Genomic DNA, 25988 nt, shown 5'->3' with positions numbered 1-25988 from the left:
CCGCATGAGCATCACCATCTACGGCATCGCCAAGTCGCGCGCGATCCGCAACCTCTGGGCCTGCGAGGAGCTGGGCCTCGCCTATACGCACGTGCCCGTGGTCTACGGTCCCATGGGGTCCCGCAAGCCCGACTTCCTCGCCATCAACCCCAACGGCCGGGTGCCGGCGGCGGACGTCGACGGCGTCATTCTGTGGGAATCGCTCGCCATCAACCTGCACCTCGCCCGCAAGGCCGGCGGCCCGCTCGCCCCGGAATCGGTGGACGAGGAGGGGCTCATGACCATGTGGTCCATGTGGGCGGTCACCGAGGTGGAGGCGGCGGCCCTCGCCCTCCTGCAGCACGAGACGGTGAAGCCCGAGGCCGAGCGCGACCCGGCGGTGGTGGCGAAGAGCACCGAGACGCTGAAGGCGCCGCTCGCCGTGCTGGAGGGCCATCTCGCCAGCCACGGCGGCCATCTCGTCGGCAACCGTTTCACCATCGCCGACCTGAACGTCGCGTGCTGCGTCTTCTACCTGCGCTTCTCGGGGCTCCTCGCCGACAAGCCGGCGATCAGGGGCTGGTACGAGGCGGCCATGGCGCGGCCCGCGGCGAAGAAGGCGTTTGCGCTCAGGGGGGATTGAGGCCCGCTCGTCCTTTGTTGACCGCGCGATGATGGTGCTCGCCCCCCACCCCTGACCCCTCCCCTCCGCAAGCGGGGGGAGGGGAACCGTGCCATCTTCCGTCCGCGACGCCTGGTCGTCGCCATCAGACGTCCCGCAATCCCCTCCCCCCGCTTGCGGAGGGGAGGGGTCAGGGGTGGGGGGCGCTCGAGGTGGCTGCCGCGGGTGAACCCATCATCCCCGCCACCCCCTCCCGCATTTCCGGCGCTTCCCGCCCCGCGTCGCTGCCGCTAAGGTCCGCGCCGAACCAGGCTGCGGGCGAACGCGGCCGGAAGCGATCCGAGGACCTCATCCATGCGCGCTGAAACCGTCACCCGCACCGGCGGCCAGATTCTGGTGGACCAGCTCGTCGCCCAGGGCTGCGACCACGTCTTCTGCGTGCCGGGCGAGAGCTATCTCGCGGTGCTCGACGCGCTGCACGACGCGAAGTCCGCCGTCACCATCTGCCGGCAGGAGGGCGGCGCCGCCATGATGGCGGAGGCCTATGGCAAGCTCACGGGCCGCCCGGGCATCTGCATGGTGACCCGCGGCCCCGGCGCCACCAACGCCTCGCCGGGCCTGCACATCGCCCAGCAGGATTCGACGCCGATGATCCTCTTCGTCGGCCAGATCGAGCGCGGCATGCGCGGCCGCGACGCCTTCCAGGAGATGGACTACACCCAGTTCTTCGGCGGCATGTGCAAGTGGGTCGCCGAGATCGACGACTGCGCCCGCATCCCCGAGATGATCGCCCGCGCCTATGCCACCGCCATGCAGGGCCGCCCGGGCCCGGTGGTGCTGGTGCTGCCCGAGGACATGCTGACCGAGAGCGCCGCGGTTCCGGATGCGCCCTATGTCGAGGCCGCCGAGACCTGGCCGGGCCTCACGGACATGGCGAAGTTCCAGAAGCTCTTGTGGGCGGCGAAGAAGCCGGTGCTTCTGCTCGGCGGCTCGCGCTGGTCGGAGAAGGCGGTGTCTTCGGTGACGCGCTTCGCCGAGCGCTTCGACCTGCCCGTCATCTGCCAGTTCCGCCGGCAGATGCTGTTCGACCACACCCATCCGAACTATGCCGGCGATCTCGGCCTCGGCGGCAATCCGGACATGCTGAAGCTGATCAAGGAGAGCGACCTCCTCATCGCGATCGGCGGCCGTCTCTCGGAGATCGCCTCGCAGAGCTACACGCTCCTCGACATTCCCCAGCCGCAGATGACCTTCGTCCACGTCCATCCGGGCGCGGAGGAGATCGGCCGCGTCTATCAGGCGCATCTGCCGATCCAGGCGAGCCCGACGGCCTTCGCCGCCTCGCTGGAGGGCGTCCAGCCGCCGCAGTCCATCGCCTGGGCCGGCGCGGCGAAAGCCGCCCACGAGAGCTATCTCGCCTGGACCGGCAATCCGGCGCGGCTCCCCGGCGCTTTCCAGTACGGTGAGGTCATGGCCTGGCTGCGCGACCGCCTGCCGGACGATGCCATCGTCTGCAACGGCGCCGGCAACTACGCCACCTGGGTTCATCGCTTCCTGCGCTTCCGGAAGTTCGGGTCGCAGCTCGCCCCGACCTCGGGCTCCATGGGCTACGGCACGCCGGCGGCGGTCGGCGCCAAGCGCATGTTCCCGGAGAAGACCGTCGTCGCCTTCGCCGGCGACGGCTGCTTCATGATGAACGGGCAGGAGTTCGCCACGGCCTGCCAGTACGACCTGCCCATCATCGTCGTGGTGGTCGACAACGGCATGTACGGCACGATCCGCATGCATCAGGAGCGCGACTATCCGACCCGGATCTCGGCGACGACGCTGAAGAACCCGGATTTCGCCGCGCTCGCCCGCGCCTATGGCGGCCACGGCGAGACGGTGCGCGAGACGGCGGAGTTCGCTCCCGCCTTCGAGCGGGCCCTGGCCTCGGGCAAGCCCGCCATCATCCACTGCTTCCTCGACCAGCAGGCAATCACCCCCACGACGACCATCGACGCCATCCGCGCCAAGGCGCTGGCGGGCAAGGCCTGAGCCATGGCGCGCCTCTCCACCGTCGACATCCTCGGCAAGCTCGTCGCCTTCGACACGACGAGCCGCAATTCCAACCTGCCGCTCCTCGACTGGGTGGAGGAGTATCTCTCGGGCTTCGGGATCACCGGCGAACGGGTCTATGACGAGACGGGGCAGAAGGCGAACCTCTGGGTCACGATCGGCCCGAAGGACGTGCCGGGCTACGTGCTCTCCGGCCATGTCGACGTGGTGCCGGTGGACGGGCAGGACTGGTCGACCGATCCCTTCACCCTCGTGGAGAAGGACGGGCGCTATTTCGGCCGCGGCACCTGCGACATGAAGGGCTTCGTCGCCTCGGCGCTGGCCGCCGTGCCGGCCATGGCGGCGGCGCCGCTGAAGAAGCCCATCCACCTCGCCATCTCCTATGACGAGGAGGTGGGCTGCCGCGGCGTGCGCACCCTGCTCGCCGTGCTGAAGGACCGCCCGCTGAAGCCCGAGGCCTGTTTCGTCGGCGAGCCGACCAACATGCAGGTGGTCATCGCCCACAAGACCGGGCGGCCGATGCGCGTCACGGTGCGCGGGCTCGAGGCGCATTCCTCCCTCAGGCCCCACGGCGTCAACGCCATCGAGGAGGCGGCCAAGCTCATCGTCAAGATCAACGAGATCGGCCAGAGGCTCGCCGCCCGCACCGATCTCGATCCGCTCTATTCCGTGCCGGTCTCCACGACCTCGGTCGGCGTCATCCGCGGCGGCACGGTGCGCAACATCGTCGCCGGCGAATGCGTCGTCGACTTCGACCTGCGCTGCGTCGCCGGCGACGACCCGCACGCCATCGTCGCGGAGATCGAGGCCTATGCCTACGAGGTGCTGGAGCCGCCGATGAAGGCGATCGCGCCGGAAGCCGGCTTTACCTTCCAGGAGCTGGCGCTGGTGCCGGGCCTCGACACGGCGGCGGACGCGCCCGTCACCGTGCTCGCCAAGCGCCTGGCGGGCCGCAACGACCACGCCAAGGTCGCCTACGGCACGGAGGCGGGGCTTTTCCAAGAGATCGGCATTCCCAGCGCCATCGTCGGGCCGGGCTCCATCGAGCAGGCCCACAAGCCGGACGAGTATGTGGAGGCGGCCGAGCTCGCCAAGGCCGACGCCTTCATGGAGCGGCTGATCGCCCATGCCGGCGGGGGTAATTGATCCGGATCAAGGCGCCGAAAAACCGCCGAAGACATGATGAGCCCACATCGTATCGGGCTCCATCCATTCGGGGGAACGGTGGAACCTGAGAAACCGGGCGGTCGCAGCGATGCGGCCGCCCGGCGCTTTTCGGGGCCTTTCGGCCCGTTTTTCTTGGACCTTCAGGCCCCGATGGGGTAGAGACCCGTCCCGCCCTTCCGGCGGCGAGCGGAAGACATGAAGTTCCTCGATCAGGCCAAGGTCTATGTGAAGGCGGGTGCCGGCGGTGCCGGTTCCGTGTCGTTCCATCGCGCCAAGTTCATCGAGTACGGCGGACCGGACGGCGGCGACGGCGGCCGCGGCGGCGACGTGGTGGTCGAATGCGTCGAGGGCCTCAACACGCTGATCGACTACCGCTACCAGCAGCATTTCAAGGCCAAGACCGGCATGCACGGCATGGGCCGCAACCGCGCGGGCGCGCGCGGCGCCGACGTGGTGCTGAAGGTGCCGGCGGGCACGCAGATCTTCGAGGAGGACGGCGAGACGCTGATCGCCGACATCACCACGGTCGGCCAGCGCTTCGTGCTGCTGGAGGGCGGCAACGGCGGCTTCGGCAACGCCCATTTCAAGAGCGCCACCAACCAGTCGCCGCGCTATGCCAATCCGGGCCAGCCGGCCAAGGAAGCGACCATCATCCTCCGGTTGAAGCTGATTGCCGATGCGGGCCTCGTCGGCATGCCGAACGCCGGCAAATCGACCTTCCTCGCCGCCACCACCTCGGCCAAGCCGAAGATCGCCGACTATCCCTTCACCACGCTGCATCCCGGCCTCGGGGTCGTGCGCGCGCGCGGCCGCGAATTCGTGCTCGCCGACATTCCCGGCCTCATCGAGGGCGCCCATGACGGCGTCGGACTCGGCGACCGCTTCCTCGGCCACGTCGAGCGCTGCCGGGTTCTCCTGCATCTCGTCGACGGCACGTGCGAGCATGCCGGCAAGGCCTACAAGATGGTGCGCAAGGAGATCGAGGCCTATGGCCACGGCCTCGCCGAGAAGCCGGAGATCGTGGCGCTGGCCAAGGTCGACGCGCTCGACCCGGAGACGCGCAAGGAGCAGATGGCGCGGCTGAAGCGGGCGGCGAAGAAGACGCCGCTGGCGTTGTCGGCGACCTCGGGCGAAGGCGTCGAACAGGCGCTCGTCTCCCTGCTCGCCATCATCGACGAGGCCCGTGCCGCCGAGCCGAAGCCGCCGGCGCCCGAGGACGACGTGCCGATGGAGACCGGCTGGCGGCCGTGAGGCGAGGGCTTCGCCGGGGTTGGACCATGGGAGTGCGTCCTCCCGAGGCGCGTCCGACAGCGAGGCTCGAAGGACGCGTTGCCAGATGCAGTCCGGAGCCCGCGGACGCTACCGTGAAAAATAGGATCAAAGTCCTTGACAGCGTAACGCTGCCGACCTATGCTTCGGGCAAGTTCGAGACGTGCGCCTCGTCCCCCGAAGGACCCCCCTTTTCCCGCCATGGTCAGCGACTAAAGTCTGCGCCCCACCGCATGGAGGCGCGCCATGGCCCACGACCGCCGGATCCAGACCCTCTTCGGCATCGACCTGCCCATCCTGCAGGCGCCGATGGCGGGGGCCCAGGGGTCGGCGATGGCGGTCGCGGTGTCGGAGGCGGGCGGCCTCGGCGCCCTGCCGGGCGCGCTCCTCGGGGTGGAGGCCATGCGCAAGGAACTCGCCCTGATCCGCCAGCGCACGACGAAGCCGATCAACCTCAACTTCTTCTGCCATAGCCCGCCCGCCCCGGACACGGCCCGAGAGCAGCGCTGGCGGGCGCGGCTCGCCCCCTACTATGCCGAGCTCGGCATCGACCCCGCCGCGCCGATCCCCGCCTCCAACCGCGCGCCCTTCGACGATGCCTTCTGCGCCGTGGTCGAGGAGTTCAGGCCGGAGGTCGTCAGCTTCCATTTCGGCCTTCCCGCCGCAGGCCTGCTCGACCGGGTCAAGGCGACGGGAGCGAAGGTCGTCTCCTCCGCCACCACGGCGGACGAGGCGCGATGGCTGGAGGATCACGGCGCCGACGCCATCGTCGCCCAGGGAGCCGAGGCGGGCGGCCATCGCGGCATCTTCCTCACCGAGGATCTCGCCAATCAGCCCGGCCTCTTCGCGCTGCTGCCGCAGGTGGTCGACGCGGTGGAGGTGCCGGTGATCGCCGCCGGCGGCATCGCCGATGCGCGTGGCATCGTCGCCGCCTTCGCGCTGGGGGCCTCGGCCGTGCAGATCGGCACGGCCTACCTCTTCACGCCGGAGGCGACCATCACGCCCATGCACCGGGAGGCGCTGCGCCAGGCCAAGGACGACGGCACGGCGCTGACCAATCTCTTCACCGGCCGCCCCGCCCGGGGGCTCGTCAACCGGCTGATGCGGGAGGCGGGGCCGATGTCCGCCGATGCGCCGGCCTTCCCGACGGCCGGGGGAGCGCTGATGCCGCTGAAGGCGAAGGCGGAGGCCGCCGGCAGCGCCGACTTCTCCTCGCTCTGGGCGGGACAGGCGGTTTCCCTCGGCCGCGAGATGGGAGCAGGCGACCTGACGCGGACGCTGTGGAGCGAGGCGCGGGAGCGGATGCGGTCCTGACCGGCCGCGCGGGTTGCTGGCGAAGATGCCGGCCCTGAACGTCGATTTTGCCCCTCACCCTTACCCTCTCCCCGCCGGCGGGGAGAGGGGGCTTTGACGATGCGGATGGTCCTCAACCGGTCGCGCTGGGGGCGTGGCAGAGGCAGGGCGCGTGACGCCCGCGCCCCCTCTCCCCGCTCGCGGGGAGAGGGCAGGGGTGAGGGGCTGTCGCCATTGCCGCCGAATGACCCGCCTACTCGTTGCCCATCGCCGATCGCGTGAACCGCTGGCGGATGCGCTGCAGCAGCATGTCGCGCACCTGGCGGTAGGCGTCGAGGCGCTGCTCGCGCGAGCCCTGCGCCAAAGTGGGGTCGGGGGTCGGCCAGTACTCGACGTCCATGTCGTTGGTGCGGGTGAGGTCGAGGGCCGTGTGGTGGGCGTCGGGGGCGAGGGTGACGACGAGGTCGAAATTCAACCCCTCCCACTCCTCCAGCTCTTCCAGCGTCTTCGGCTTGGTCTTGCGGGTGTCGATGCCGATCTCCTCCATGACGGCGTCGACGAAGGGGTCGTGCTCGCCCTTGTGGACCCCGGCGCTCTCGATGAAGACGCGGCTGCCGTGGTAGTGCTGCATGATCGCGGCGGCCATGGGCGAGCGCACCTGGTTCATGCCGCAGGCGAAGAGCACGGCCTGAGGGTTCTTGCGCCGATCCGAGACCACCTCAACCCTTCCAGTGCAGGACCGAGATCAGCGTGAACAGGCGCCGCGCGGTGTCGAAGTCGAAATCGAGCTTGTCCTTCAGCCGCTCCCGCAGGGTTTCCGAGCCCTCGTTGTGGAGGCCGCGGCGGGCCATGTCGATGGTCTCGATCTGCGCCGGGGTGGCGGTGCGGATGGCGTCGTAATAGCTGTCGCAGATCATGAAATAGTCCTTCACGATCCGCCGGAACGGCGTCAGCGACAGGATGTGCGTCACCACCTGCCGGCCGTCCTCGTGCTTGACGTCGAGGACCAGCTTACCATCGGCGAGCGAGATGTGGAGGGTGAAGGGGCCGGTCTCCACGCCGACCGGGCAGAAGCTGTTCTCCTCGATGAGGTCGTAGATGGCGACGGCCCGCTCGTGCTCGATGTCGGCGGAGGAGCGGCCGATCGAGGCCTCGTCGATGGAGACCGCCACCAGGCGCCGGCCCATGATCGCCGGGTCGCTGCGGTCCTTGGCCTCCCGATCGGTCATGGTGTGCTCATCCTCGCGAAGACAGTCAGGCGGAGTCGCCGAGATTGAGGCGGATGGAGACGGAACGGGCATGGGCGGCGAGCCCTTCCGCCTCGCCGAGGGCGATGGCGGCGGGACCGAGGGCGCGGAGCTGCTCGGGGCCGCATTTGAGAAGCGAGGTGCGCTTCATGAAATCGAGCACGCCGAGGCCCGAAGAGAAGCGGGCTGAGCGGGCGGTCGGCAGCACGTGGTTGGAGCCGCCGACATAGTCGCCAATGGCCTCGGGCGTGTGGCCGCCGAGGAAGATGGCGCCGGCATTGCGGATCCGCGCGGCGAGGCCCTCGGCATCGGCGGTGATGATCTCGAGGTGCTCGGCGGCGAGGCGATCGGCGAGCGGCACGGCCTCGTCGATGGTTCCGACCTCGATGATGGCGCCGTAGTCGCGCCAACTCGCACCGGCGATCTCGGCGCGGGGCAGGGTGGCGAGCTGGCGCTCCACCGCCGCCTCGACCGCTTCGGCGAGGCCCTGGTCGTCGGTGATGAGCAGCGACTGCGCCGCGGTGTCGTGCTCGGCCTGGGCGAGGAGGTCGGCGGCGATCCAGTCGGGATTGGCGGTACCGTCGGCGATGACCAGCACCTCGGAGGGACCGGCGATCATGTCGATGCCCACCCTCCCGAAGACCTGGCGCTTGGCAGCGGCGACATAGGCGTTGCCGGGGCCCATGATCTTGGCGACGGGGCGGATGGTCTCGGTGCCGTGGGCGAGGGCGAAGACGGCCTGGGCGCCGCCGACCCGATAGACCTCGTCGACGCCGGCGAGACGGGCGGCGGCGAGGACCAGCGGGTTCAAGGTGCCGCCGGGGGCCGGCACCACCATGACCACCCGCGGACAGCCGGCGACCTTGGCGGGAACGGCGTTCATCAGCACCGAGGAGGGGTAGGCCGCGGTGCCGCCCGGCACGTAGAGGCCGACGGCCTCGATGGCGGTCCAGCGATAGCCGAGCTCGACGCCGAGGGCGTCGGTGAAGCGATCGTCCCGAGGTTTCTGGCGGGCGTGATAGGCGCGGATGCGGTCGGAGGCGAGCCCGAGGGCGTCGAGGGTCGCCCGGTCGCAGGCGGCGACAGCCGCATCGATCTGCCCCTCGGTGACACGCAGAGTCGCGGGGGTGAGGATCAGCTTGTCGAATTTCGCCGTGTACTCGATGAGCGCGGCATCGCCGCGCTGGGCGACGTCCTGGCCGATGGCGCGGACGACGTCGTTCACCTCCTCCGACACCTCCCGCTTCATGGCGAGGAGGCCGGCGAAGCGGGATTCGAAGTCGACGGCGCTGGTCGAGAGGCGCAGGGGCATTGATGGGCCTTTCCGGTCGAGCGAGGCATGGGCGAGGCTCCGCGCCGCGTCAAGCCCCGCGTCCGCCGCCGGGCTGCAGGTCGCCGCCGAGGGGCTCTTGATCGCCCGCCGCCCCGTCGTCATGGTGCGGCGCCAGGAGACAGCCATGGATACCAATGCACAGCCGGGCGCCATGCCGGGCAACATTCCCGAGAACGCGCCGCAGCCGGCGGATTTCAAGCCGCTGGAATGGGCGAGGGACCTGTTGAGGACCATCCGCGCCGCCGCGCTCGGCACCATCGACCGCAATACCGGCCATCCGGTGACAACCCTGACGACGGTTGCGACCGACACCGACGGATCGCCGGTGATCCTCATCTCCAACCTGTCGAGTCACACCGCCAACCTGAAGGCGGACGGACGCGCCTCGGTTCTCCTCGCCCGCCATGGCAAGGGCGACCCGCTGGCCCATCCGCGCCTGACGGTGCTCGGCGCCTTCGAGCGGATCGAGGACGAGGCCGAGGTGAAGCGGCTGAAGGCGCGCTTCCTCGCCCGCAATCCCAAGGCGCAGATCTATGTCGATTTCCCCGACTTCAGCGTGTGGCGAATGGACGTCGCCGCGGGCCATCTCAACGGCGGCTTCGCCCGGGCGGCCGACATCGCAGGCAGGGACCTGCTCGTCGACGTGAGCGATGCGGCAGGGCTGATCGCCGCCGAGCCGGGCGCCATCGCCCACATGAACGCCGACCACGCCGATGCGGTGTCCGTCTATGCCACCGTGCTCGCCGGGGAGGAGCCGGGGCCGTGGAAGATGTCCGGCGCCGACCCCGAGGGCTTCGACCTCGTCGCCGGCGACCGGACGGCGCGGGTGCTGTTCCCGCGGCGGGTGACGACGGGTGAGGATCTGCACAAGGTGCTGGTGCAGATGGTGCGCGAGGCGCGGTCGAAGGCGGCGTGAGGGTTGCGGGAGGCGCCCCGAAAGCAGGCCTTTGAGCGAGCCGTATCGGCGCCCTACTGGCTCACCCACATGATCCGGGCCATCCAGGCGATGTCGGAGACCGGAAAGCTCCGGTCGCCGTGGTCCTGGTTGAGGGAGGTCAGCTCGATCGTCTTGTTCGTCTGGCGCTTCAGCTCCTTGGCCATGATCTCGCCTTCGGCGGTCTGCACCACCACCCGGTCGCCCCGGCGGATCGGCGCCGTCGGCGAGACGACGATGCGGTCGCCGTCGCGATAGACCGGCAGCATGGAATCGCCCTGGATCTCCAGCGCGTAGATCGCCTCCTCCGGCATGTCGGGGAAGGAGACCTCGTCCCAGCCGTTGCCTGCGGGAAAGCCGCCGGCGTCGAAATAGCCGCCCGCGCCGGCCTGGGCGAAGCCGAGTATGGGCAGCGGCCTTGTGCTCATCCTCGACCCTCCGACGAGCGAGACGAATTCGCCGAAGCTGGTGCCGGTGGCGTTGAGCGCCTTGGCGACGGATTCGGTGGAGGGCCAGCGCTCGCGACCATCCAGCATCACGCGCTTCGACTTGTTGAACGTGGTCGCGTCGAGCCCGGCGCGCTTGGCGAGGCCCGAGGCGGAAAGGCCGTTCGTCTCGGCGAGGCGGTCGATGGCGGCCCAGATATCGGCATGGGAGAACATGGCAAACTCCCGCGGGCCCGGCGGCACCGGGCCCGCGCATGAAAGCTGGAGGAACGTCGTCCGATTCTAGGATTATTGGCCTTTGTTCTTCCTGTCAATCTCCGCTAGGCTGCCGATTTGCTCCGCAGAGGCCGGTCGATGACCTCCATTATCTACAAGATCTCCCCCCGCACCGCGTGGCAGCAGGCCGAGAGCGCCGGCCGCTTCACCGGTGCCCCCGTCGACCTCGCCGACGGCTACATCCACTTCTCCACTGCCGCCCAGGTGCGGGAGACGGCGGCGAAACATTTCGCCGGCGCCGCCGATCTCGTCCTAGTCGCGGTGGATGCGGCGGCGCTGGGCGCGGATCTGGTCTGGGAACCCTCGCGCGGCGGCGCCCTCTTCCCGCACCTCTATGCCGATCTGCCGATGAGCGCCGTGCTCTGGGCGAAGCCGCTGCCGCTCGGCGCGGACGGCGTCCACCTCTTTCCCCCGCTGGCGGACTGAGCGCGGTTGACAGCGCCTGCCGCCTTGGCGAGCCTGTCGGTCACGCCGAGGGAGAGAAGCGATGTATCGCGCGCTGACGCGGGGCATCCAGGTCACGGTCACCCCGGAATTCATGCCGGAGCGCTCGGATCCGGACGAGGGCCAGTTTTTCTGGACCTATCACGTCGAGGTTCTCAACCTGTCGGGTGAGCGCGTCCAGCTCAGGGCACGCTACTGGCAGATCACCGACGAGCACGGCCGGATCCAGGAGGTGCGCGGCCCGGGCGTGGTCGGCGAACAGCCGGTCATCGAGCCGGGAGCCGCCTTCGAATACACGTCCGGCTGTCCGCTGACGACGCCGACCGGCATCATGGTCGGCCACTACCTGATGATCTCCGAGCGCAATGAGAGCTTCCAGGCCGAGATCCCCGCCTTTTCGCTCGACAGTCCCTTCGCCAACCGCACCGTCAACTGACGGTCAGGCCAAGGCCCTCACCAACTGGACGAGGGCGAGTCCGGCAACGAGGAAGCCGACCACCCCCATCAGCAGATGCGGCCTGAGCCGGCGGACGATATAGCCGCCGAAGGGCGCCGCCAGGGCGCCGCCGATCACCAGCGCCAGGATGTGGGACAGGTGGGTGGCGCCGAGCTCGATGAAGAAGGTCGTCGACACCGCCACCGTGACGAAGAACTCGGCCGCATTGACCGATCCGATCACCCGGCGGGGTGCATGGCCCGAGCCGATCAGCGTCGAGGTGACCATCGGCCCCCAGCCGCCGCCGCCGATGGCGTCGAGAAAGCCGCCGACGAGGCCGAGCGGGGCGGCATGGGCGGTCTTCGCATCGTCGCTGGTCGGGCTGAGGCGGAAGGCCTTCAGGAGGATGAGCAGGCCGAGCACCAGAAGATAGGCGGCGATGAAGGGGCGGATCGCCTTGCCGTCGATGTTCGACAGCACATAGGCGCCGAGCACGCCCCCGATGACGCCGGCAACGCTCAGCGTGAGGAACAGACGTCGGTCGATGTTGCGGAAGTAGAGGTGCGACAGGCCCGAGACGCCGGTGGTGAAGACCTCCGCCGTATGGGTCGCCGCGCTCGCCTGCGCCGGCGGCAGGCCGAGCGACAGCATGGCGGTCGTCGCGATCAGACCGAAGGCCATGCCGAGCGCTCCGTCCACGAGCTGGGCGAAGAAGCCGACGGCGATCAGCAGGGCAAACTCGAACGTCATGGCGGTGGGGGCCTCCGCGGCGTCCTGTCAGACAGCATGCATGACAGATGCCACGCCGCGGGTCGATTCACAGGGCCGTCAGGCCGCCGTCCACCACAAGGGCATGGCCGGTCATGAAACTGTTCTCGGGCGAGCAGATCCACAGCATGGCCTGGACAATCTCGTCGGCGGTCCCCGCGCGCCGCATCGGCATGGTCTGGACGAGGCGCGAGACCATCTCCTCCTGCGTGCGGCCGGGCTGGGCGAGAGACTCGGTGAGCATCGGCGTGTCCGCGAAGGCCGGGCAGATGGCGTTGATGCGGATGCCCTTGCGCGCCGTCTCGGCCGCGGTCGTCTTGGTGAGACCGATCACCGCGTGCTTGGCCGCCGCATAGGCGGCGAGCAGCGGCGCGCCGGTGACGCCGGCGACCGAGGCGGTGTTGAGGATGACGCCGCCGCCCTGCCGCTCCATCACCGGGATCTCAGCCTTCATGCCGTGAAAGACACCCATGACGTTGACGTCGAACATGCGGCGCATCACCGCCTCGTCGGTGTCGACAAGCTTCATGGTGCCGTGGGCAACGCCGGCATTGTTGAGCGCCACGTCGAGCCGGCCGAAGGCGTCGGTGCCGGCAGCGACGAGGGCGGCGACGGCATCGCCGCTTCCGACATCGGTGACGCGGGAGACGGCCTCGCCGCCCGTCGCCTCGACGAGCCGCGCCGTTTCGGCGAGGCCGGCCTCCTGGATGTCGCCGAGGACGAGCTTCGCGCCCTCCGCGGCGAAGCGCTCGGCGGCCCGCCGGCCAAAGCCGCTCGCCGCTCCGGTGATGAGGACGACCTTGCCCTCGTAGCGCCGCATCGCGGTCATCACGGCCCCTTCTCGATGACGTCTACGGCCATGCGCGCGAGGATCGGGATATTGTCCTTCACCTGCATGGCGCGCTCCGGGTTCGAGGCGTTGCCCGACAGAGCGCGCTTGAGGACGCCCTGCAGGATCGCCGCCATGCGGAACAGGCAGAAGGCGAGGTAGAAGTCCCAGTTGGGAATGCCGTCGATGCCCGTCCGCTCGCAATAGCGGGCGACGTACTCCTCCTCCGTCGGGATGCCGATCGCCTTGCGGTCGATGCCGGCGAGGCCGCGGAAGGAGCCGGCATGGGGCAGGCGCCAGTGCATGCACTGGTAGGCGATGTCGGCGAAGGGATGGCCGATGGTGGAGAGCTCCCAGTCGAGGACGGCGAGCAGCTCCGGCCGGTCCTTGGCGAAGATCATGTTGTCGATGCGGTAGTCGCCGTGGACGAGAGAGGAGCGCCCGTCGTCGGCCGGCAGGTTCTGCTCCAGCCAGGTGATGACCTGGTCGATGTCCGGCAGATGCTCGGTCTCGGAGGCGCGGTACTGCTCGGTCCAGCGAGACAACTGGCGCGAGAAGTAATTGCCGGGCCGGCCGAAATCGCCCAGCCCCACCGCCGCGGGATCGACCATGTGGAGGGCGGCCAGCGCGGCGTTCATCGTGTCGTAGATCGCGGTGCGGTCGGGCTGCGAGACCTCGGGGATGGCCGGGTCCCAGATGATCCGGCCGTCGACGAATTCCATCACGTAGAAGGCCGTGCCGATGACGCTCTCGTCCTCGCACAGCACGTGCATCTGCGGCACCGGCACGGGCGTTCCGCCGAGCGCCTTCATCACCCGGTATTCGCGGTCCACCGCATGGGCGGATTTCAGGAGCTGCCCCGGAGGCTTCTTGCGCAGCACGGCGCGGCCGCCGGCGTGGGTGAGCATGAAGGTCGGGTTGGACTGGCCTCCGGCGAATTTCTCGGCCTTGACCGGCCCGCGGAAGCCCGTCCAGTGGGCTTCCAGATAGGCGCCGAGCGCCGCTTCGTCGATGGTCATGGCAGACGTCGCCGCTGGCGTGGCCAAGGCAGAACTCCTCGCAATGCTGATCCGGCCGCCGGCGGCCGCTTGCCTGCCGCATGACGCGGCAGGCGAAGTCTGCCACGCCGCCGGCCCGCCCGTCCTCTCCGACGGACGGACGACGGCCGGCGTCGCGATCAGACGACCTCGAAGAGGCCGGCAGCTCCCATGCCGCCGCCGATGCACATGGTGACCACCACGTGCTTGGCACCGCGGCGCTTGCCCTCGATCAGCGCATGGCCGGTGAGGCGGGCGCCCGAGACGCCGTAGGGATGGCCGACAGCGATGGCGCCGCCGTTGACGTTGAGCCGGTCGTGCGGAATGCCGAGCGTGTCGCGGCAGTAGAGAACCTGCACGGCGAAGGCCTCGTTCAGCTCCCACAGGTCGATGTCCTCGACCTTCATGCCGGCGCGCTTGAGCAGCTTCGGCACGGCGAAGACCGGCCCGATGCCCATCTCGTCCGGCTCGCAGCCGGCCACCGCGAAGCCCTTGAAGATGCCGAGCGGGGTGAGGCCGCGCTTCTCGGCGAGCTTGGCCTCCATCACCACCGCCATGGAGGCGCCGTCGGAGAACTGGCTGGCATTGCCGGCGGAGATCACGCCGCCCTCGAGCGCCGGGCGGATCTTGGCGACGCCCTCATAGGTCGTGTCGGCGCGGATGCCCTCGTCGTCGGTGAGGGTGACCTCCTCCTCCCAGGTGCGCACGACCTCCTTCTTGTCGTTGATTTCCGACTTCAACATCTTGGTGGTGAAGGGAACGATCTCCTGGTCGAACTTGCGGCCCTGGCGGGCGGCGGCGGCGCGCCGCTGGCTCTCGACGCCGTATTCGTCCTGCCGCTCGCGCGAGATGCCGTAGCGCTTGGCCACCATCTCCGCCGTCTGCAGCATGGACCAGTAGATCTCCGGCTTCTTCGCCTTCAGCGCCGGGTCCTGGAAGTTCGACTTGTTCGCCTGGTTCTGAACCAGGGAGATCGATTCGACGCCGCCGGCGACGAAGATGTCCGCCTCGCCGGCGATGATGTTCTGCGCCGCCGTGGCGATGGTCTGCAGGCCCGACGAGCAGAACCGGTTGATCGTCATGCCCGAGGTGGTGATCGGGCAGCCGGCCGAGAGGGCGATCTGGCGCGCGATGTTGCCGCCGGTCGCGCCTTCCGGCGTGGCACAGCCGACGATCACGTCCTCCACTTCGCCCGGATCGATGCCGGCCCGCTCGATGGCGTGCTTCACCGCATGGCCACCCATGGCGGCGCCGTGGGTGTTGTTGAGCGCGCCCTTCCAGGACTTCGCCAGGCCCGTGCGGGCGGTGGATACGATGACGGCTTCACGCATGGGTCTCTCCTGACGTGGTCCTGAAAAGGGGGCGGCTCAGCCGCGGGGCGGCAGGGTGATGCCCTTGCCCGCCGCGGCCTTCATGGCGAATTTGGTCGTCTGTTCGAAGGCGCCCTGCAGCGCCTTCTGTCCGGCGGGGTTGGAAATGTCTTCGAAGCGGGCGGCGACCGTTTCCGGCGTGCGCTCGGCCTCGTCCAGCCAGATGCCGTCGGTCTCGTAGATGATGGTGCGGGCGAAGGCGCCTGCGCCGGCGCAGAGGATCGTCCGCGACGGGCCCTTCTCGCTGACGAGGAAGAGCACGCCGGGCGTGATCGATTCCGGCGTCAGAAGGGCGAGCGTCTCCGGCGACATCAGCTCTTCCGTCATGCGGGTGGCGGCGGTCGGTGCCAGCGTGTTGACGCGGATGTCGTTCTTCGCGCCCTCCTGATGCAGCACGTTCATCAGGCCGACCATGGCCGCCTTGGCTGCCCCGTAGTTGGACTGGCCGAAATTGCCGTAGAGGCCCGACGAGGACGAGGTGAAGACGATGCGGCCGTAGTTCTGGGCGCGCATGATGTCCCACACCGCCTTGGTGCAGTTGACCGTGCCCATCAGGTGAACGTCCACCACCGCCTCGAAATCGGCGAGCTCCATCTTGGTGAAGGTCTTGTCGCGCAGGATGCCGGCGTTGTTGATCAGGATGTCGATGCGGCCCCACGCGTCCATGGTCTTCTTCACCATGTCCTGCACCTGGGCGAAGTCGGCCACGTTGGCGCCGTGCGCCATGGCCTCGCCGCCGGCCGCCTTGATCTCGGCGACGACCTTCTCGGCCGCCTCCGAGGAGCCGCCGGTGCCGTCGCGGGCACCGCCGAAATCGACGATGACGACCTTGGCGCCGCGGGCGGCGAGCCCGAGGGCATGGGAGCGGCCGAGGCCGTTGCCGGCCCCGGTGACGATGGCGACGCGTCCGTCGAAGCGAATGGTCATGCGGTAGTCCTCAGTTCGTGAAGGCGAGCGTGACCCAGTCGGCGGCGAGCGCCGGCTTCTCGGCGCCCTCGATCTCGACGGTCACGGCATGAGTGAGCTGGTGCTGCTGGGCTGACTTGGAGTCCAGCGCCTTAAGCACGAAGCGGCCGCGGATGCGCGCGCCCGCCTTGACCGGGCTCATCATGCGCAGGCGGTCGAAGCCGTAATTGACGCCCATGGTGCGGCCGGCAATGTCCGGCAGCGCGTCATAGGCCATGGCGGAGAGCATGGAGACGGTGAGGAAGCCGTGGGCGATGGTGCCGCCGAAGGGCGTGGCCTTCGCCTTCTCCACGTCGATGTGGATGAACTGGTGGTCGTGGGTGAGATCGGCGAAGGCGTCGATGGCGCTCTGCGGCACGTCGAACCATTTCGACACGCCCACCTCCTGGCCGATGCGGCCCTTCAGCTCCTCGATGGTCACCTGTTCTGCCATGCTGTCCTCGTCTCGTCGTCTGGTCAGAAGCCGCGCGCCAATGCGACGCGGTCGGCGTGGAAATCGGCATCACCATAGAGCGTGGAGGCCACCTGCATCCGCTTCATGAAGAGGCCGATGTCGATGGCATCCGTCATGCCGATGCCGCCGTGCATCTGCACCGCCTCCTGGGCCGCGAGCCGCGCAACGGAAGAGGCCTTCGCCTTGGCGACGGAGACGGCGAGGGAGGCGCCGGCAGGATCGGCGTCGAGCGCCTGGAGGGCGGCGAGCACGGCGGATCTCGCGATCTCCACCTCGCAGAAGAGATGGGCGGCGCGGTGCTGCAGCGCCTGGAAGGCGCCGATGGTGCGGCCGAACTGCTTGCGCTCCTTCAGGTAGGCCATGGTGCGGGTAAAGCTCTCCTGGGCAGTGCCGGAGAGCTCGGCGGCGAGGCCCGCGCGTCCGGCGCCGAGCACCATTTCGAGCAGTTCGTGGCCGTCGTCGACTTCACCCACCACGTCGTCGGCCGTCACCTCGACGCCGTCGAAGGTGAGCTCGACGGCGCCGCGGGAATCGAGGGTCGACAGCCGCTCGCAGGCGAGGTTCCGGGCCTTGGCGTCGACCAGGAACAGGCTCAGCCCCTCCGCCTCGCCGGCGGCGCCGCCGGTACGCGCGGCGACCAGCACCGCATCGGCCGCCTGGCCGTCGACCACATAGGTCTTGGTGCCCGTGAGGCGGAAGCCGTTGCCGTGGCGCTCGGCCCGCATGGCGATGCCGGCGGGATCGTGCCGGCGGCCCTCGTCCACGGCCGTGGCGATCACCGCCTCGCCGGCGACGATGGCGGGGAGCCAGCGCTCCTTCTGGGCCGGCGATCCCGCCCGCGACAGGGCGGTGGCCGCCATCACGGCGGTCGACAGGAAGGGCGAGGCGGTGAGCGTGCGGCCCATCTCCTCACAGATGACGCCGGCGCCGACGTAGCCGAAGCCGAGGCCGCCGTGGTCCTCGGGCACGAGGACGCCGGTCCAGCCCATGTCGGCCATCTCGCGCCAAAGACCGCGGTCGAAGCCGTCGGCGATCTTCTCGTCGCGGATCTTGCGCAGCGCCGCCACCGGCGCCTTCTCGGAAACGAAGCCGCGGGCGGCGTCCTGCAGCATCACCTGGTCGTCGTTCAATACCAGCATGGCAGCCTCAGGCGGACGGCAGTTGCAGGAGGCGCTTGGCGACGATGTCGAGCATCACCTCCGACGTGCCGCCCTCGATGGAATTGGCCTTGGTGCGCAGCCAGCCGCGCGGCCGCTCGCCGTCATTGGTGCGGGCCCCCTCCCATTCGAGGCCCTCGTGGCCGGCGGCGCGCATCATCAGTTCGTAACGGCGCTTGTTGAGTTCCGTGCCGTAGTATTTCAACACGGAGGACTTGTCGCCGACGCCCTTGCCGCCGGAGGCAGCCTCGTCCTTGTAGCGCGTCATGGTCGCCGCGAAGGCGAGCGCGTCGACCTCTGCCCTGGCGGCATCCGCCCGCAGGAAGGGGTCGGCGAGTCGACCCTCGGCGTCCGTTCCGATCTCTGATGCCGCGACCTGTCCGGGCGAGCGCCCGCCGAGGAGACCACCGCCCCCGCCGCCGATCATCTCGCGCTCGTGGGTGAGCAGGTACTTGGCGATGTCCCAGCCGCGGTTCAGCGTGCCGACGAGGTTCGCCTTCGGCACCTTCACCCCGTCGAAGAAGGTCTCGCAGAAGGGCGACTTGCCGGAGATCAGGAGGATCGGCTTGGTCGAAACGCCCGGCCAGGTCATGTCGAAGAGGATGAAGGAGATGCCGAGGTGCTTCGGCGCGGAAAAATCCGTCCGCACCAGGCAGAAGATCATGTCGGCCTTGTCGGCATAGCTCGTCCAGATCTTCGACCCGGTGACGACGAAATGGTCGCCGCCGTCGTCGGCGCGGGTCTGGAGCGAGGCGAGGTCGGAGCCGGCATTGGGCTCGGAATAGCCCTGGCACCAGCGGATCTCGCCGCGGGCGATCCTCGGCAGGTGCTCCTTCTTCTGCTCCTCCGAGCCGAAGGCGAGGAGCGCCGGGCCCAGCATCCAGATGCCGAAGCTTTCCAGCGGCGAACGCGCGCCGATGGCCCGCATCTCCTCCTTCAGGACCTTCACCTCCTCGTGGGAGAGACCGCCGCCGCCGTACTCCTTCGGCCAGCCCGGCACGGTCCAGCCGCGCGCCGCCATGCGCGTGAGCCAGACCTTCTGCGCCTCGGACTTGAAGGTCCAGTTGCGGCCGCCCCAGCAGATGTCGTCGTCGCCGGCCACCGGCGTCCGCATCTCAAGGGGGCAGTTGGCGTCGAGCCACGCGCGTGTCTCGCGCCGGAAGGCGTCGAGGGCGTCCATGAACATCCTCCCGCGGCGACCTCGCGATGGGCGGGCCGCCGATCGTCGCATCGTTGACGGCCCCGCTCGCGCGAGGACATACTGCGGAGTATGTTCGCCAGTCCGGCCCTTGTCGAGCCCCCCGGCAGGCGCGGGGGCATTGCCGCATCTCCCCCTTCCGGCAGAGGGCGATCGGCGCTAACACCCGTGTCGGAGAACAATCGGACACCGCAAAGGTGCCGCTGGGAGGAAGCCGGCTGACATGCAGGCCACGGCCGCCAACGATCTCGTCTCACCCGACCGGCGCGAGGAGGTGCTCGCCGCCGCGGCCGAATGCTTCATGCGGAGGGGTTACGAGGCGACCTCGATGGACGACGTCGCCGACATGCTCGGCGCCACCAAGGGCCGCGTCTATCACCACTTCCGCTCGAAGCCGGAGCTCTTCTTCGAGGTCTTCCGCCGGGCGATCTTCATCCTCATCCGCGAGGCGGGCGTGCACGAGACCGGCCCCGGCACGGCGGCCGACAGGCTGCGGCGCATGTCGCGCGCCCACATCCTGTGCATGATGGAGACCCAGGCCTTCCAGCGGAACCTGACGCTGGGCGTCGATCTCTACCGCTTCGGGGAGACCAGCGACGAGCACCGGGCGACGCTGGAGGAGCTGATGGACCTGAGGCGCGGCTACGAGGACGCCTTCCGCCGCACCTTCGCGGCGGGGGCCGCCGACGGCTCGATGAAGCCGCTCGACCCCTCCCTCGCCATGCGCACCCTGCTCGGCGCCATCAACTGGGTGGCGGTCTGGTACTCGCCCCGCCCCGGCGAAACCCGCGCCCACCGCGAAACCCTGGCCGAGGAGATCGTCGCCCAGGTGCTCGGCGGGTATCTGGCCTAGGGATCGGCTGCGGGTCACCCCGCCTTCACGAACTCGCCCGACAGCGCCTTCCTAATCAGCGCGCGGGTCTCGTCGAGGCCGTAGAGCACGGCGAAGGAGCCGAAGCGCGGGCCCTTCTCCTGTCCAAGCAGCACCTTGTAGATGGCCGAGAACCATTCCGCCGAGACGCCCGGCTTTTCCGGCGTCGCACCCTTGGCCTTCAGGTCCTGGTAGCGCGGAATGGCGCGGCCGACGTCATAGACGGCGCCCTGCACGTCCTCGGCGCTGGCGTCCCTGGGCAGGGCCATGATGGCGGCCGAGAGCGCCTCCAGCGCCTCGCGCTCGACGTCGTCGGCCGCCTTGTAGACCTTGGTCGGCTTCACGAAGTCGTGGAAGTAGCGCACCGCATAGCCGGCGAGCTCGTCGAGCTTCGGGTTCTTCTCCGGCGAGGCGTCCGGCGCATAGCGGCGGATGAAGCCCCAGAGGACGCTCGTCTCCGGCGCGTTGGACACCGAGACGAGGTTCATCAGCATGGAGAAGGAGATCGGCACCTCCACCGCCGGCGGGGCGCCGGAATGGATGTGCCAGGCCGGGTTCATCAGCCGTGCCTTGTCGTCCTGCACGGGGAACTTCTCGACGAAGGTCAGGTAGTCGTCGACATTGCGCGGGATGACGTCGAAATAGAGCCGCTTGGCGCTCTTCGGGTTCTGGTACATGAAGAGCGACAGGCTCTCGGGCGAGGCATAGGCCAGCCAGTCCTCGATGGTGAGGCCGTTGCCCTTGGACTTCGAGATCTTCTGGCCGTTCTCGTCGAGGAAGAGCTCGTAGTTGAACCCTTCCGGCGGCGTGCCGCCGAGCGCGCGGCAGATCTTCCCCGACTGGGTGACGGAATCGATCAGGTCCTTGCCGGCCATCTCATAGTCGACGCCGAGCGCCGTCCAGCGCATGGCCCAGTCGGGCTTCCACTGCATCTTGGCGTGGCCGCCGGTGACCGGGGTTTCGTAGCGCTGGCCGGAGGCCGGGTCGCGCCAGACGATGGTGCCCTTCGAAACGTTGCGCTCCTCGACCGGTACCTGCATCACCACGCCCGATTCCGGGTGGATCGGCAGGAACGGCGAATAGGTGGCGCGGCGCTCCTCGCCGAGGGTGGGCAGCATGATCGCCTGGATGGCGTCGAAGCGCTCCAGCGCCGTCAGCAGGGTCTGGTCGAAGGCGCCCGAGCGGTACATGGCCGTCGAGGAGACGAATTCGTAGTCGAAGCCGAACTGGTCGAGGAAGCCGCGCAGGCGGGCGTTGTTGTGGGCGCCGAAACTGTCGTGGGTGCCGAAGGGGTCGGGCACGGCGGTGAGCGCGCGGCCGAGGTGCTGGGTCAGCAGCTCCTTGTTCGGCACGTTGTCCGGCACCTTCCTGAGGCCGTCGAGGTCGTCGGAGAAGGCGACGAGGCGCGTCGGCACCTTGTCCTCGGTGAGCAGGCGAAAGGCGTTGCGCACCATGGTGGTGCGGGCGACCTCGCCGAAGGTGCCGATATGCGGGAGCCCCGAGGGGCCGTAGCCGGTCTCGAAGACGATGGGGCCGGCCTTCGGCGCCTTCTCGAGGCGCGCCACGAGTTTCTTCGCTTCCTCGAACGGCCAGGCGGTGGAGACGCGGGCGGCCTCCAGGAGGGCAGGCGTGATCGACAGGGCGGGAAGCATGGCGGGGTCCGGACGGAGACAAGCGGAACGGTGGGTTGCAATAGGGCGGGGGGGCGGCGAGGTCAATGAACGCGCTGCTGCCGCGACGCCGGCCAGGCGCTCTGCTAAGCTCGCGCGATGACGCATCTCGTCCTCTTCGACACCGCGCTCGGCGCCGTCGGCCTCGCCTGGGGCGAGCGGGGGATCGTCGCGGTGCGCCTGCCGGCGGCGACGCCCGAGGCGACGCGGGCGAGCCTGATCGCCCACCACCCGGAGGCGCTGGATGGCGCGCCGCCACCCGCCATCCGCGCCGTGATCGACGGCATCGTCGCGCTCACCCGCGGCGAGCGGATCGACCTGTCGGCAGCGCCGCTTGACCGAGACGGCCTCGCCGACTTCCAGGCCCGGGTCACCGACGTGACGCTCGCCATTCCGCCCGGCGAGACGCTGACCTATGGCGAGGTCGCCCGCCGCATCGGCGAGCCGGGCGCGGCGCAGGCGGTGGGAAGGGCGCTCGGCGCCAATCCCTGGCCGATCATCGTGCCGTGCCACAGGGTGCTGGCGGCGAGCGGCAAGACCGGCGGCTTCTCGGCGCCGGGCGGCGTCACGACCAAGCTGAAGCTGCTCTCCATCGAGCGGGCGCGCACCTCGCCCGCGCCGACCCTCTTCGACGGGGACCCCGCCTTCGGTCTTTCGGCGCGTCCTAGCCGATGACGTGGCCGAGCGCCGCGCGGTTCGCCGCGAAGGCGCGGTCGTATTCGATGATCGCGGCCACATCGTCCCGCGCATCCTCGCCGTAGAGGCGGCCGATGAGATGGAGCGTCGCGTCGATGGCCAGCGACACGCCGCCGCCGGTGACGATGCCGCGGTCTTCGACGACGGCGGCGGTGACCGGCATCGCGCCTGAGGCCATCGTGCCGATCAGCGCGAGGGGCGCCAGCGGCTCGGCGCCCACCGCGCTGCGCCGCGTGGTGATCGTGTGACCGTCGAGCGCACCCGCTGCGGCGAGGATCAGCGCGCCGGTGCAGACGGAAGCGAGGCGGTCGGGTGCGATGGTCTTGAGGAAGGCGAGCATGGCCGCGTCCTTCACCTGCTCGCGCCAGCCCGGCCCGCCGGTGACGATGAAGACGTCGCAGGGAGGCGCGGTGTCGAAGCCCTCGTCGGCGATGATGGTCAGGCCACCCGCGAGGACCACCGGGCCGGGGTTCTCGGCAATGGTGAGGGAGGCGATGTTCGGCAGGATGCGGCTCGCCATGGAGACGACCCCGACGGTGCCGCCGATGTCGATGGGCTCGACACCGCCATAGACGATCACGCCGATCCTGGCGGCCGCTTGCCTGTCACGTGCCATTGCTTCGCCTTTCGCTGCTCTCCGCGAGCCATGCAACGGACGGGCCGCCGGACGCTGCCGCCGCAGGGCTCCGTGGCATGGCGGTTGCGAGACCTCGTGCGAGGACCGAGCCGCGATGACCGCGGCTGAGCCTGCCCCCGGAGGTTGCCGCATGAAACGCCGAGACGTGCTGAAGTCAACCGGTGCCGCCCTTCTGGCCGGTTCCGCCGTCGCCGCTCCCGCCATCGCCCAGTCCTTGCCGACGATCCGCTGGCGCGCGACATCGAGCTTCCCCAAGAGCCTCGACGTCACCTACGGGGCGGCCGAGCAGTTCTGCCGCCATGTCGGCGAGCTGACCGAAGGGCGCTTCACCATCCAGCAGTTCGCCGCGGGCGAGATCGTGCCCGGTCTGCAGGCACTCGATGCCGTCTCCAACGGCACGGTGGAGGCGGCCTATACCGGCATGCTCTTCTACGTGGGCAAGGACCCCACCTTCGCGCTCACCGCCTCGGTGCCCTTCCTGATGAACCCGCGCCAGCAGCACGCCTGGTACTATCACGGCGGCGGTCTCGCCATGACCAACGAGTTCTTCAAGAAGCACAACGTCTATGCGCTGCCCTGCGGCAATACGGGGATGCAGTGGGGCGGCTGGTTCCGCAAGGAGATCAAGACCGTCGCGGATCTCTCGGGCCTGAAGATGCGCATCGCCGGCCTCGCGGGCACGATCGCGGCGCGGGTCGGCGTGGTGCCGCAGCAGATCGCGCCGGGCGACATCTATCCCGCCCTCGAGCGCGGCACGATCGACGCGGTGGAATATATCGGCCCCTACGACGACGAGAAGCTCGGCTTCAACAAGGTGGCGCAGCGCTATTATGCGCCGGGCTGGCAGGAGGGCGGCACCGTGTTCCACGGCGTGTTCAACCTCGCCAAGTGGAACGAGCTGCCGCCGCTTTACAAGAAGGCGGTGGAGGTAGCGGCCCAGGCGGCGACCACCGACATGCTCGCCCACTACGACCAGAAGAACCCGGAGGCGCTGATCCGCCTGGTCGGCCAGGGCGTGCAGGTCTCGCTGTTTCCGCAGGAGGTGCTGGAGCGCCTCTACGCGGAGGCCGAGGCCTATTACAAGGAGATCACCGCCACCAACGCCGAATTCGCCAAGATCTTCAACCACCAGCGCGAATTCCAGCGGAAGGGGAACATCTATCACCAGGTGGCCGACTTCCAGTACGATCTGATGATGCTCAGGCTCCGGCGCGGCTGATGCCGCCCCGCCCCCCGACGGAGACGCGCCGATGACGATCCACACCCTGCCGGAGGCGGATGCCGCCTTCGATCCCGAGGCGGTGAGCTATGTCGGCTCCATCGCCGAGGTGCGCGCGCGCCACCCCGAGCCCATGTCGCGCGCCACCGACAAGGTCATCACCCGGTTGGACAAGCACTGCCGGGCGATCATCGCGCGCTCGACCTTCGTCATCGTCGGCACCCACGGGTCGAAGGGCGCCGACGTGTCGCCGCGCGGCGATCCCGCCGGCTTCGTGCGCGTGCTCGACGACCGCCACCTGCTGCTGCCCGACCGGATCGGCAACAACCGCTTCGATTCGCTCGAGAACATCTTCGAGACGGGGCTGGTCGGCATGCTCTTCGTGGTGCCGGGCATGGCCGAGGTATTGCGCGTCAACGGCCGCGCCCGCGTCACCGACGACGTCGCTTTGCTGGCGGGGTCCGTGGTGCAGGGGCGGCCGCCGAAGATCGGCGTGCTCGTCACCGTGGTGGAGGCTTATCTCCACTGCGCCAAGGCGGTGAATCGCGCCGCGCTGTGGGACGCCTCCCGCTACATCGATCGCAACGAGCTGCCGAGCTACGGCGCCATGCTGGTCGACCACTGCGAGGGGCTGACCCAGGAGGAGAGCGAGCGCCAGGGCGCCGAGATGGCGCGTCGCGGCATGTACTGAGCGGCCTCAGTAGATGCCGGCCGGAAAGGCTTTCAGGTAGAGCTCGGCATAGATGCCCTTCTCCCAGAGCCGCTGCAGGGCGTGGTTGATCGCGCGCCGCAACGGCTCGTTGCCGCGCCGCATGACGATGGCGAGACCCTCGCCGAAATAGCGGCTCTCGGTGAAGGCGCCGCCGAGGAAGCGGCAGCAGCCGGCGGAGGCCTCGCCGCCGAGCCAGAAGCCGCTCGCCGCACCGTCGGCGAAGAGCACGTCCACGTCGCGTTCCAGCAGGGCGCGGCGCGCCGCCTCGATGTCGGGATAGCTGCGCCGGGCGGAGAGACGGAAGAACTGGGCGACATAGGCCTCGTGCGCCGTGCCCTGGACCGTGGCGATGGAGCGTCCGGCCAAAGCCTCCGGCGTCGCCTCGGTCAGGCGCGTATCGCGGCGGATCAGGAAGCGGGCGGGGGTTTCGAGATAGCGATCCGACACCTCGTAGCGGCGGCGGATGTCGGGGCTGATGGCGAGGGAGGCGATGATCGCGTCGCCGGCATTGCGGTCGAGGCTCTCGGTCAAGAGGTCGAAGCGGCGGACCTGGATCGTGCAGGGAACGGCGAGTTCCTCGCAGATGGCGCGGGCGATGTCGACGTTGAAGCCGACGGGGCGGCCGTCCGGACCGGCGAAGTTGAAGGGCGGGAAGTCGTCCTCGGTGAGGAAGCGGATCTGCGGCACGCGGGTGAGGTCGACCCGCTCGCTGCGACGACGCGGGTCCCAGTAGCCTGGAATGGCGACCTGGGGCGCCGAGGTTCCCTCCGCTCCGGCCAGCGGGGCCTCAGCGCGCGCCGCCGGCAGGGCCAGAAGGACGGCCGCCACAACCAGGAAGAATGTTCTCGCGACCACGCACGCCATCCGGGTTCGTCCGACTGATGCCGGTTCCATGCCGCC

27 protein-coding genes are annotated in these 25988 nt (G+C 69.3%); 12 read left to right on the top strand and 15 right to left on the bottom strand.

From position 1 onward, the window contains the following. Window positions 1-4 precede the first annotated feature (4 nt). The 5 genes from C6569_RS15320 to C6569_RS15300 all read left to right on the top strand — a co-directional run bounded on the left by C6569_RS15320 (window position 5) and on the right by C6569_RS15300 (window position 6409). On the top strand, window positions 5-622 hold the full coding sequence (locus C6569_RS15320) for a glutathione S-transferase family protein (RefSeq protein ID WP_106749655.1): 618 nt from the start codon (window positions 5-7) through the stop codon (window positions 620-622). A 333-nt stretch (window positions 623-955) separates the two neighbouring features. Then, on the top strand, window positions 956-2638 hold the full coding sequence (locus C6569_RS15315) for a thiamine pyrophosphate-binding protein (RefSeq protein WP_106749654.1): 1683 nt from the start codon (window positions 956-958) through the stop codon (window positions 2636-2638). Window positions 2639-2641: 3 nt separating this feature from the next. Next, window positions 2642-3805, top strand: a complete 1164-nt coding sequence (gene argE / locus C6569_RS15310; RefSeq protein WP_106749653.1) for an acetylornithine deacetylase — start codon at window positions 2642-2644, stop codon at window positions 3803-3805. 216 nt (window positions 3806-4021) lie between these two features. Then, window positions 4022-5077: a GTPase ObgE gene (obgE, locus tag C6569_RS15305; protein ID WP_106749652.1), complete on the top strand. Its 1056-nt coding sequence runs from the start codon at window positions 4022-4024 to the stop codon at window positions 5075-5077. 264 nt (window positions 5078-5341) lie between these two features. Beyond that, window positions 5342-6409 (top strand): NAD(P)H-dependent flavin oxidoreductase, encoded by a 1068-nt coding sequence (locus C6569_RS15300; RefSeq protein WP_106749651.1) that lies wholly within the window; start codon window positions 5342-5344, stop codon window positions 6407-6409. A gap of 232 nt (window positions 6410-6641) precedes the next feature. Here the strand turns inward: C6569_RS15300 and C6569_RS15295 are convergent, their stop codons facing one another. The 3 genes from C6569_RS15295 to hisD form a co-directional block, all read right to left on the bottom strand. Further along, entirely contained in the window at window positions 6642-7055 is a 414-nt protein-coding gene (locus tag C6569_RS15295) for an arsenate-mycothiol transferase ArsC (protein ID WP_245898349.1), read from the bottom strand. A 52-nt stretch (window positions 7056-7107) separates the two neighbouring features. Further along, window positions 7108-7575, bottom strand: a complete 468-nt coding sequence (locus C6569_RS15290; protein ID WP_245898348.1) for a UPF0262 family protein — start codon at window positions 7573-7575, stop codon at window positions 7108-7110. 67 nt (window positions 7576-7642) lie between these two features. Continuing rightward, complete coding sequence (gene hisD, locus C6569_RS15285) at window positions 7643-8947, bottom strand: histidinol dehydrogenase (protein ID WP_106749649.1); 1305 nt, start codon at window positions 8945-8947, stop codon at window positions 7643-7645. A 145-nt stretch (window positions 8948-9092) separates the two neighbouring features. On the opposite strand from hisD, the gene C6569_RS15280 reads away from it, so the two are divergent. Further along, window positions 9093-9884 carry a HugZ family pyridoxamine 5'-phosphate oxidase gene (locus tag C6569_RS15280; RefSeq protein ID WP_245898120.1) on the top strand — a complete coding sequence of 264 codons (792 nt, stop codon included), beginning with the start codon at window positions 9093-9095 and terminating at the stop codon, window positions 9882-9884. A 53-nt stretch (window positions 9885-9937) separates the two neighbouring features. Here the strand turns inward: C6569_RS15280 and C6569_RS15275 are convergent, their stop codons facing one another. Continuing rightward, window positions 9938-10564, bottom strand: a complete 627-nt coding sequence (locus C6569_RS15275) for a S24 family peptidase (protein WP_106749648.1) — start codon at window positions 10562-10564, stop codon at window positions 9938-9940. A 138-nt stretch (window positions 10565-10702) separates the two neighbouring features. Between C6569_RS15275 and C6569_RS15270 the strand changes: the two genes are divergently transcribed. Both C6569_RS15270 and apaG read left to right on the top strand, forming a co-directional pair. Beyond that, entirely contained in the window at window positions 10703-11050 is a 348-nt protein-coding gene (locus tag C6569_RS15270; protein ID WP_106749647.1) for a DUF952 domain-containing protein, read from the top strand. 61 nt (window positions 11051-11111) lie between these two features. Beyond that, on the top strand, window positions 11112-11504 hold the full coding sequence (apaG, locus tag C6569_RS15265) for a Co2+/Mg2+ efflux protein ApaG (protein WP_106749646.1): 393 nt from the start codon (window positions 11112-11114) through the stop codon (window positions 11502-11504). A gap of 3 nt (window positions 11505-11507) precedes the next feature. Here the strand turns inward: apaG and C6569_RS15260 are convergent, their stop codons facing one another. The 8 genes from C6569_RS15260 to C6569_RS15225 all read right to left on the bottom strand — a co-directional run bounded on the left by C6569_RS15260 (window position 11508) and on the right by C6569_RS15225 (window position 19265). Then, entirely contained in the window at window positions 11508-12254 is a 747-nt protein-coding gene (locus C6569_RS15260) for a sulfite exporter TauE/SafE family protein (protein WP_106749645.1), read from the bottom strand. 67 nt (window positions 12255-12321) lie between these two features. After that, the gene (locus C6569_RS15255; RefSeq protein WP_245898119.1) at window positions 12322-13101 is read right to left on the bottom strand and encodes an SDR family NAD(P)-dependent oxidoreductase; all 780 of its coding nucleotides are present in this window, start codon (window positions 13099-13101) and stop codon (window positions 12322-12324) included. Beyond that, window positions 13101-14120 carry a phosphotransferase gene (locus tag C6569_RS15250; protein ID WP_106749644.1) on the bottom strand — a complete coding sequence of 340 codons (1020 nt, stop codon included), beginning with the start codon at window positions 14118-14120 and terminating at the stop codon, window positions 13101-13103. The genes C6569_RS15255 and C6569_RS15250 overlap by 1 nt, the downstream gene beginning before the upstream one ends. Before the next feature lie 158 nt (window positions 14121-14278). After that, window positions 14279-15469: an acetyl-CoA C-acyltransferase gene (locus C6569_RS15245; RefSeq protein ID WP_106749643.1), complete on the bottom strand. Its 1191-nt coding sequence runs from the start codon at window positions 15467-15469 to the stop codon at window positions 14279-14281. A 36-nt stretch (window positions 15470-15505) separates the two neighbouring features. Next, the gene (locus C6569_RS15240; RefSeq protein WP_106749642.1) at window positions 15506-16435 is read right to left on the bottom strand and encodes an SDR family NAD(P)-dependent oxidoreductase; all 930 of its coding nucleotides are present in this window, start codon (window positions 16433-16435) and stop codon (window positions 15506-15508) included. 10 nt (window positions 16436-16445) lie between these two features. Then, a complete protein-coding gene (locus C6569_RS15235; RefSeq protein ID WP_106749641.1) occupies window positions 16446-16907 on the bottom strand; it encodes a MaoC family dehydratase in 462 nt (153 codons plus the stop codon). Between the two features lie 23 nt (window positions 16908-16930). Next, on the bottom strand, window positions 16931-18067 hold the full coding sequence (locus C6569_RS15230) for an acyl-CoA dehydrogenase family protein (protein ID WP_245898118.1): 1137 nt from the start codon (window positions 18065-18067) through the stop codon (window positions 16931-16933). 7 nt (window positions 18068-18074) lie between these two features. Next, window positions 18075-19265: an acyl-CoA dehydrogenase family protein gene (locus tag C6569_RS15225; RefSeq protein WP_106749640.1), complete on the bottom strand. Its 1191-nt coding sequence runs from the start codon at window positions 19263-19265 to the stop codon at window positions 18075-18077. 241 nt (window positions 19266-19506) lie between these two features. Here C6569_RS15225 and C6569_RS15220 point away from each other — a divergent pair, with 241 nt between their 5' ends. Then, complete coding sequence (locus tag C6569_RS15220; RefSeq protein WP_106749639.1) at window positions 19507-20136, top strand: TetR/AcrR family transcriptional regulator; 630 nt, start codon at window positions 19507-19509, stop codon at window positions 20134-20136. A 14-nt stretch (window positions 20137-20150) separates the two neighbouring features. Here the strand turns inward: C6569_RS15220 and C6569_RS15215 are convergent, their stop codons facing one another. Further along, window positions 20151-21806 carry a lysine--tRNA ligase gene (locus tag C6569_RS15215; RefSeq protein ID WP_106749638.1) on the bottom strand — a complete coding sequence of 552 codons (1656 nt, stop codon included), beginning with the start codon at window positions 21804-21806 and terminating at the stop codon, window positions 20151-20153. Window positions 21807-21923: 117 nt separating this feature from the next. Between C6569_RS15215 and C6569_RS15210 the strand changes: the two genes are divergently transcribed. After that, window positions 21924-22499, top strand: a complete 576-nt coding sequence (locus C6569_RS15210; RefSeq protein ID WP_106749637.1) for a methylated-DNA--[protein]-cysteine S-methyltransferase — start codon at window positions 21924-21926, stop codon at window positions 22497-22499. Here the strand turns inward: C6569_RS15210 and C6569_RS15205 are convergent. Beyond that, complete coding sequence (locus tag C6569_RS15205; RefSeq protein WP_106749636.1) at window positions 22489-23136, bottom strand: DJ-1/PfpI family protein; 648 nt, start codon at window positions 23134-23136, stop codon at window positions 22489-22491. The two genes, C6569_RS15210 and C6569_RS15205, sit on opposite strands and share 11 nt — an antisense overlap. Window positions 23137-23287: 151 nt before the next feature. On the opposite strand from C6569_RS15205, the gene C6569_RS15200 reads away from it, so the two are divergent. Then, entirely contained in the window at window positions 23288-24376 is a 1089-nt protein-coding gene (locus tag C6569_RS15200) for a TRAP transporter substrate-binding protein (protein WP_106749635.1), read from the top strand. 31 nt (window positions 24377-24407) lie between these two features. Then, window positions 24408-25067 (top strand): MSMEG_1061 family FMN-dependent PPOX-type flavoprotein, encoded by a 660-nt coding sequence (locus tag C6569_RS15195; RefSeq protein ID WP_106749634.1) that lies wholly within the window; start codon window positions 24408-24410, stop codon window positions 25065-25067. 6 nt (window positions 25068-25073) lie between these two features. On the opposite strand, the gene C6569_RS15190 is transcribed toward C6569_RS15195, so the two are convergent. Next, a complete protein-coding gene (locus C6569_RS15190) occupies window positions 25074-25952 on the bottom strand; it encodes a transporter substrate-binding domain-containing protein (protein ID WP_245898117.1) in 879 nt (292 codons plus the stop codon). Window positions 25953-25988 lie beyond the last annotated feature (36 nt).

The organism is Phreatobacter cathodiphilus, from assembly GCF_003008515.1.
In the GTDB taxonomy this organism is placed as follows: Bacteria; Pseudomonadota; Alphaproteobacteria; order Rhizobiales; family Phreatobacteraceae; genus Phreatobacter; species Phreatobacter cathodiphilus.
Note: the sequence above shows the minus strand (reverse complement) of the source record. Positions and strands in the feature narration are given on the sequence as shown.

Excerpts from the sequence above, each read along its gene's own strand:
- apaG (WP_106749646.1), top strand. The coding sequence starts at position 11,112 with ATGTATCGCGCGCTGACGCGGGGCATCCAGGTCACGGTCACCCCGGAA.
- C6569_RS15320 (WP_106749655.1), top strand. The coding sequence starts at position 5 with ATGAGCATCACCATCTACGGCATCGCCAAGTCGCGCGCGATCCGCAAC.
- C6569_RS15280 (WP_245898120.1), top strand. The coding sequence starts at position 9,093 with ATGGATACCAATGCACAGCCGGGCGCCATGCCGGGCAACATTCCCGAG.
- C6569_RS15295 (WP_245898349.1), bottom strand. The coding sequence starts at position 7,055 with ATGAACCAGGTGCGCTCGCCCATGGCCGCCGCGATCATGCAGCACTAC.
- argE (WP_106749653.1), top strand. The coding sequence starts at position 2,642 with ATGGCGCGCCTCTCCACCGTCGACATCCTCGGCAAGCTCGTCGCCTTC.
- C6569_RS15215 (WP_106749638.1), bottom strand. The coding sequence starts at position 21,806 with ATGCTTCCCGCCCTGTCGATCACGCCTGCCCTCCTGGAGGCCGCCCGC.
- C6569_RS15250 (WP_106749644.1), bottom strand. The coding sequence starts at position 14,120 with ATGACCATCGACGAAGCGGCGCTCGGCGCCTATCTGGAAGCCCACTGG.
- C6569_RS15275 (WP_106749648.1), bottom strand. The coding sequence starts at position 10,564 with ATGTTCTCCCATGCCGATATCTGGGCCGCCATCGACCGCCTCGCCGAG.
- C6569_RS15205 (WP_106749636.1), bottom strand. The coding sequence starts at position 23,136 with ATGGCACGTGACAGGCAAGCGGCCGCCAGGATCGGCGTGATCGTCTAT.
- C6569_RS15195 (WP_106749634.1), top strand. The coding sequence starts at position 24,408 with ATGACGATCCACACCCTGCCGGAGGCGGATGCCGCCTTCGATCCCGAG.
- C6569_RS15290 (WP_245898348.1), bottom strand. The coding sequence starts at position 7,575 with ATGGGCCGGCGCCTGGTGGCGGTCTCCATCGACGAGGCCTCGATCGGC.
- C6569_RS15225 (WP_106749640.1), bottom strand. The coding sequence starts at position 19,265 with ATGGACGCCCTCGACGCCTTCCGGCGCGAGACACGCGCGTGGCTCGAC.
- C6569_RS15220 (WP_106749639.1), top strand. The coding sequence starts at position 19,507 with ATGCAGGCCACGGCCGCCAACGATCTCGTCTCACCCGACCGGCGCGAG.
- C6569_RS15255 (WP_245898119.1), bottom strand. The coding sequence starts at position 13,101 with ATGACCGCGATGCGGCGCTACGAGGGCAAGGTCGTCCTCATCACCGGA.
- C6569_RS15270 (WP_106749647.1), top strand. The coding sequence starts at position 10,703 with ATGACCTCCATTATCTACAAGATCTCCCCCCGCACCGCGTGGCAGCAG.
- C6569_RS15260 (WP_106749645.1), bottom strand. The coding sequence starts at position 12,254 with ATGACGTTCGAGTTTGCCCTGCTGATCGCCGTCGGCTTCTTCGCCCAG.
- hisD (WP_106749649.1), bottom strand. The coding sequence starts at position 8,947 with ATGCCCCTGCGCCTCTCGACCAGCGCCGTCGACTTCGAATCCCGCTTC.
- C6569_RS15315 (WP_106749654.1), top strand. The coding sequence starts at position 956 with ATGCGCGCTGAAACCGTCACCCGCACCGGCGGCCAGATTCTGGTGGAC.
- C6569_RS15235 (WP_106749641.1), bottom strand. The coding sequence starts at position 16,907 with ATGGCAGAACAGGTGACCATCGAGGAGCTGAAGGGCCGCATCGGCCAG.
- C6569_RS15210 (WP_106749637.1), top strand. The coding sequence starts at position 21,924 with ATGACGCATCTCGTCCTCTTCGACACCGCGCTCGGCGCCGTCGGCCTC.
- obgE (WP_106749652.1), top strand. The coding sequence starts at position 4,022 with ATGAAGTTCCTCGATCAGGCCAAGGTCTATGTGAAGGCGGGTGCCGGC.
- C6569_RS15200 (WP_106749635.1), top strand. The coding sequence starts at position 23,288 with ATGAAACGCCGAGACGTGCTGAAGTCAACCGGTGCCGCCCTTCTGGCC.
- C6569_RS15230 (WP_245898118.1), bottom strand. The coding sequence starts at position 18,067 with ATGCTGGTATTGAACGACGACCAGGTGATGCTGCAGGACGCCGCCCGC.
- C6569_RS15300 (WP_106749651.1), top strand. The coding sequence starts at position 5,342 with ATGGCCCACGACCGCCGGATCCAGACCCTCTTCGGCATCGACCTGCCC.
- C6569_RS15245 (WP_106749643.1), bottom strand. The coding sequence starts at position 15,469 with ATGCGTGAAGCCGTCATCGTATCCACCGCCCGCACGGGCCTGGCGAAG.
- C6569_RS15190 (WP_245898117.1), bottom strand. The coding sequence starts at position 25,952 with ATGGCGTGCGTGGTCGCGAGAACATTCTTCCTGGTTGTGGCGGCCGTC.
- C6569_RS15240 (WP_106749642.1), bottom strand. The coding sequence starts at position 16,435 with ATGACCATTCGCTTCGACGGACGCGTCGCCATCGTCACCGGGGCCGGC.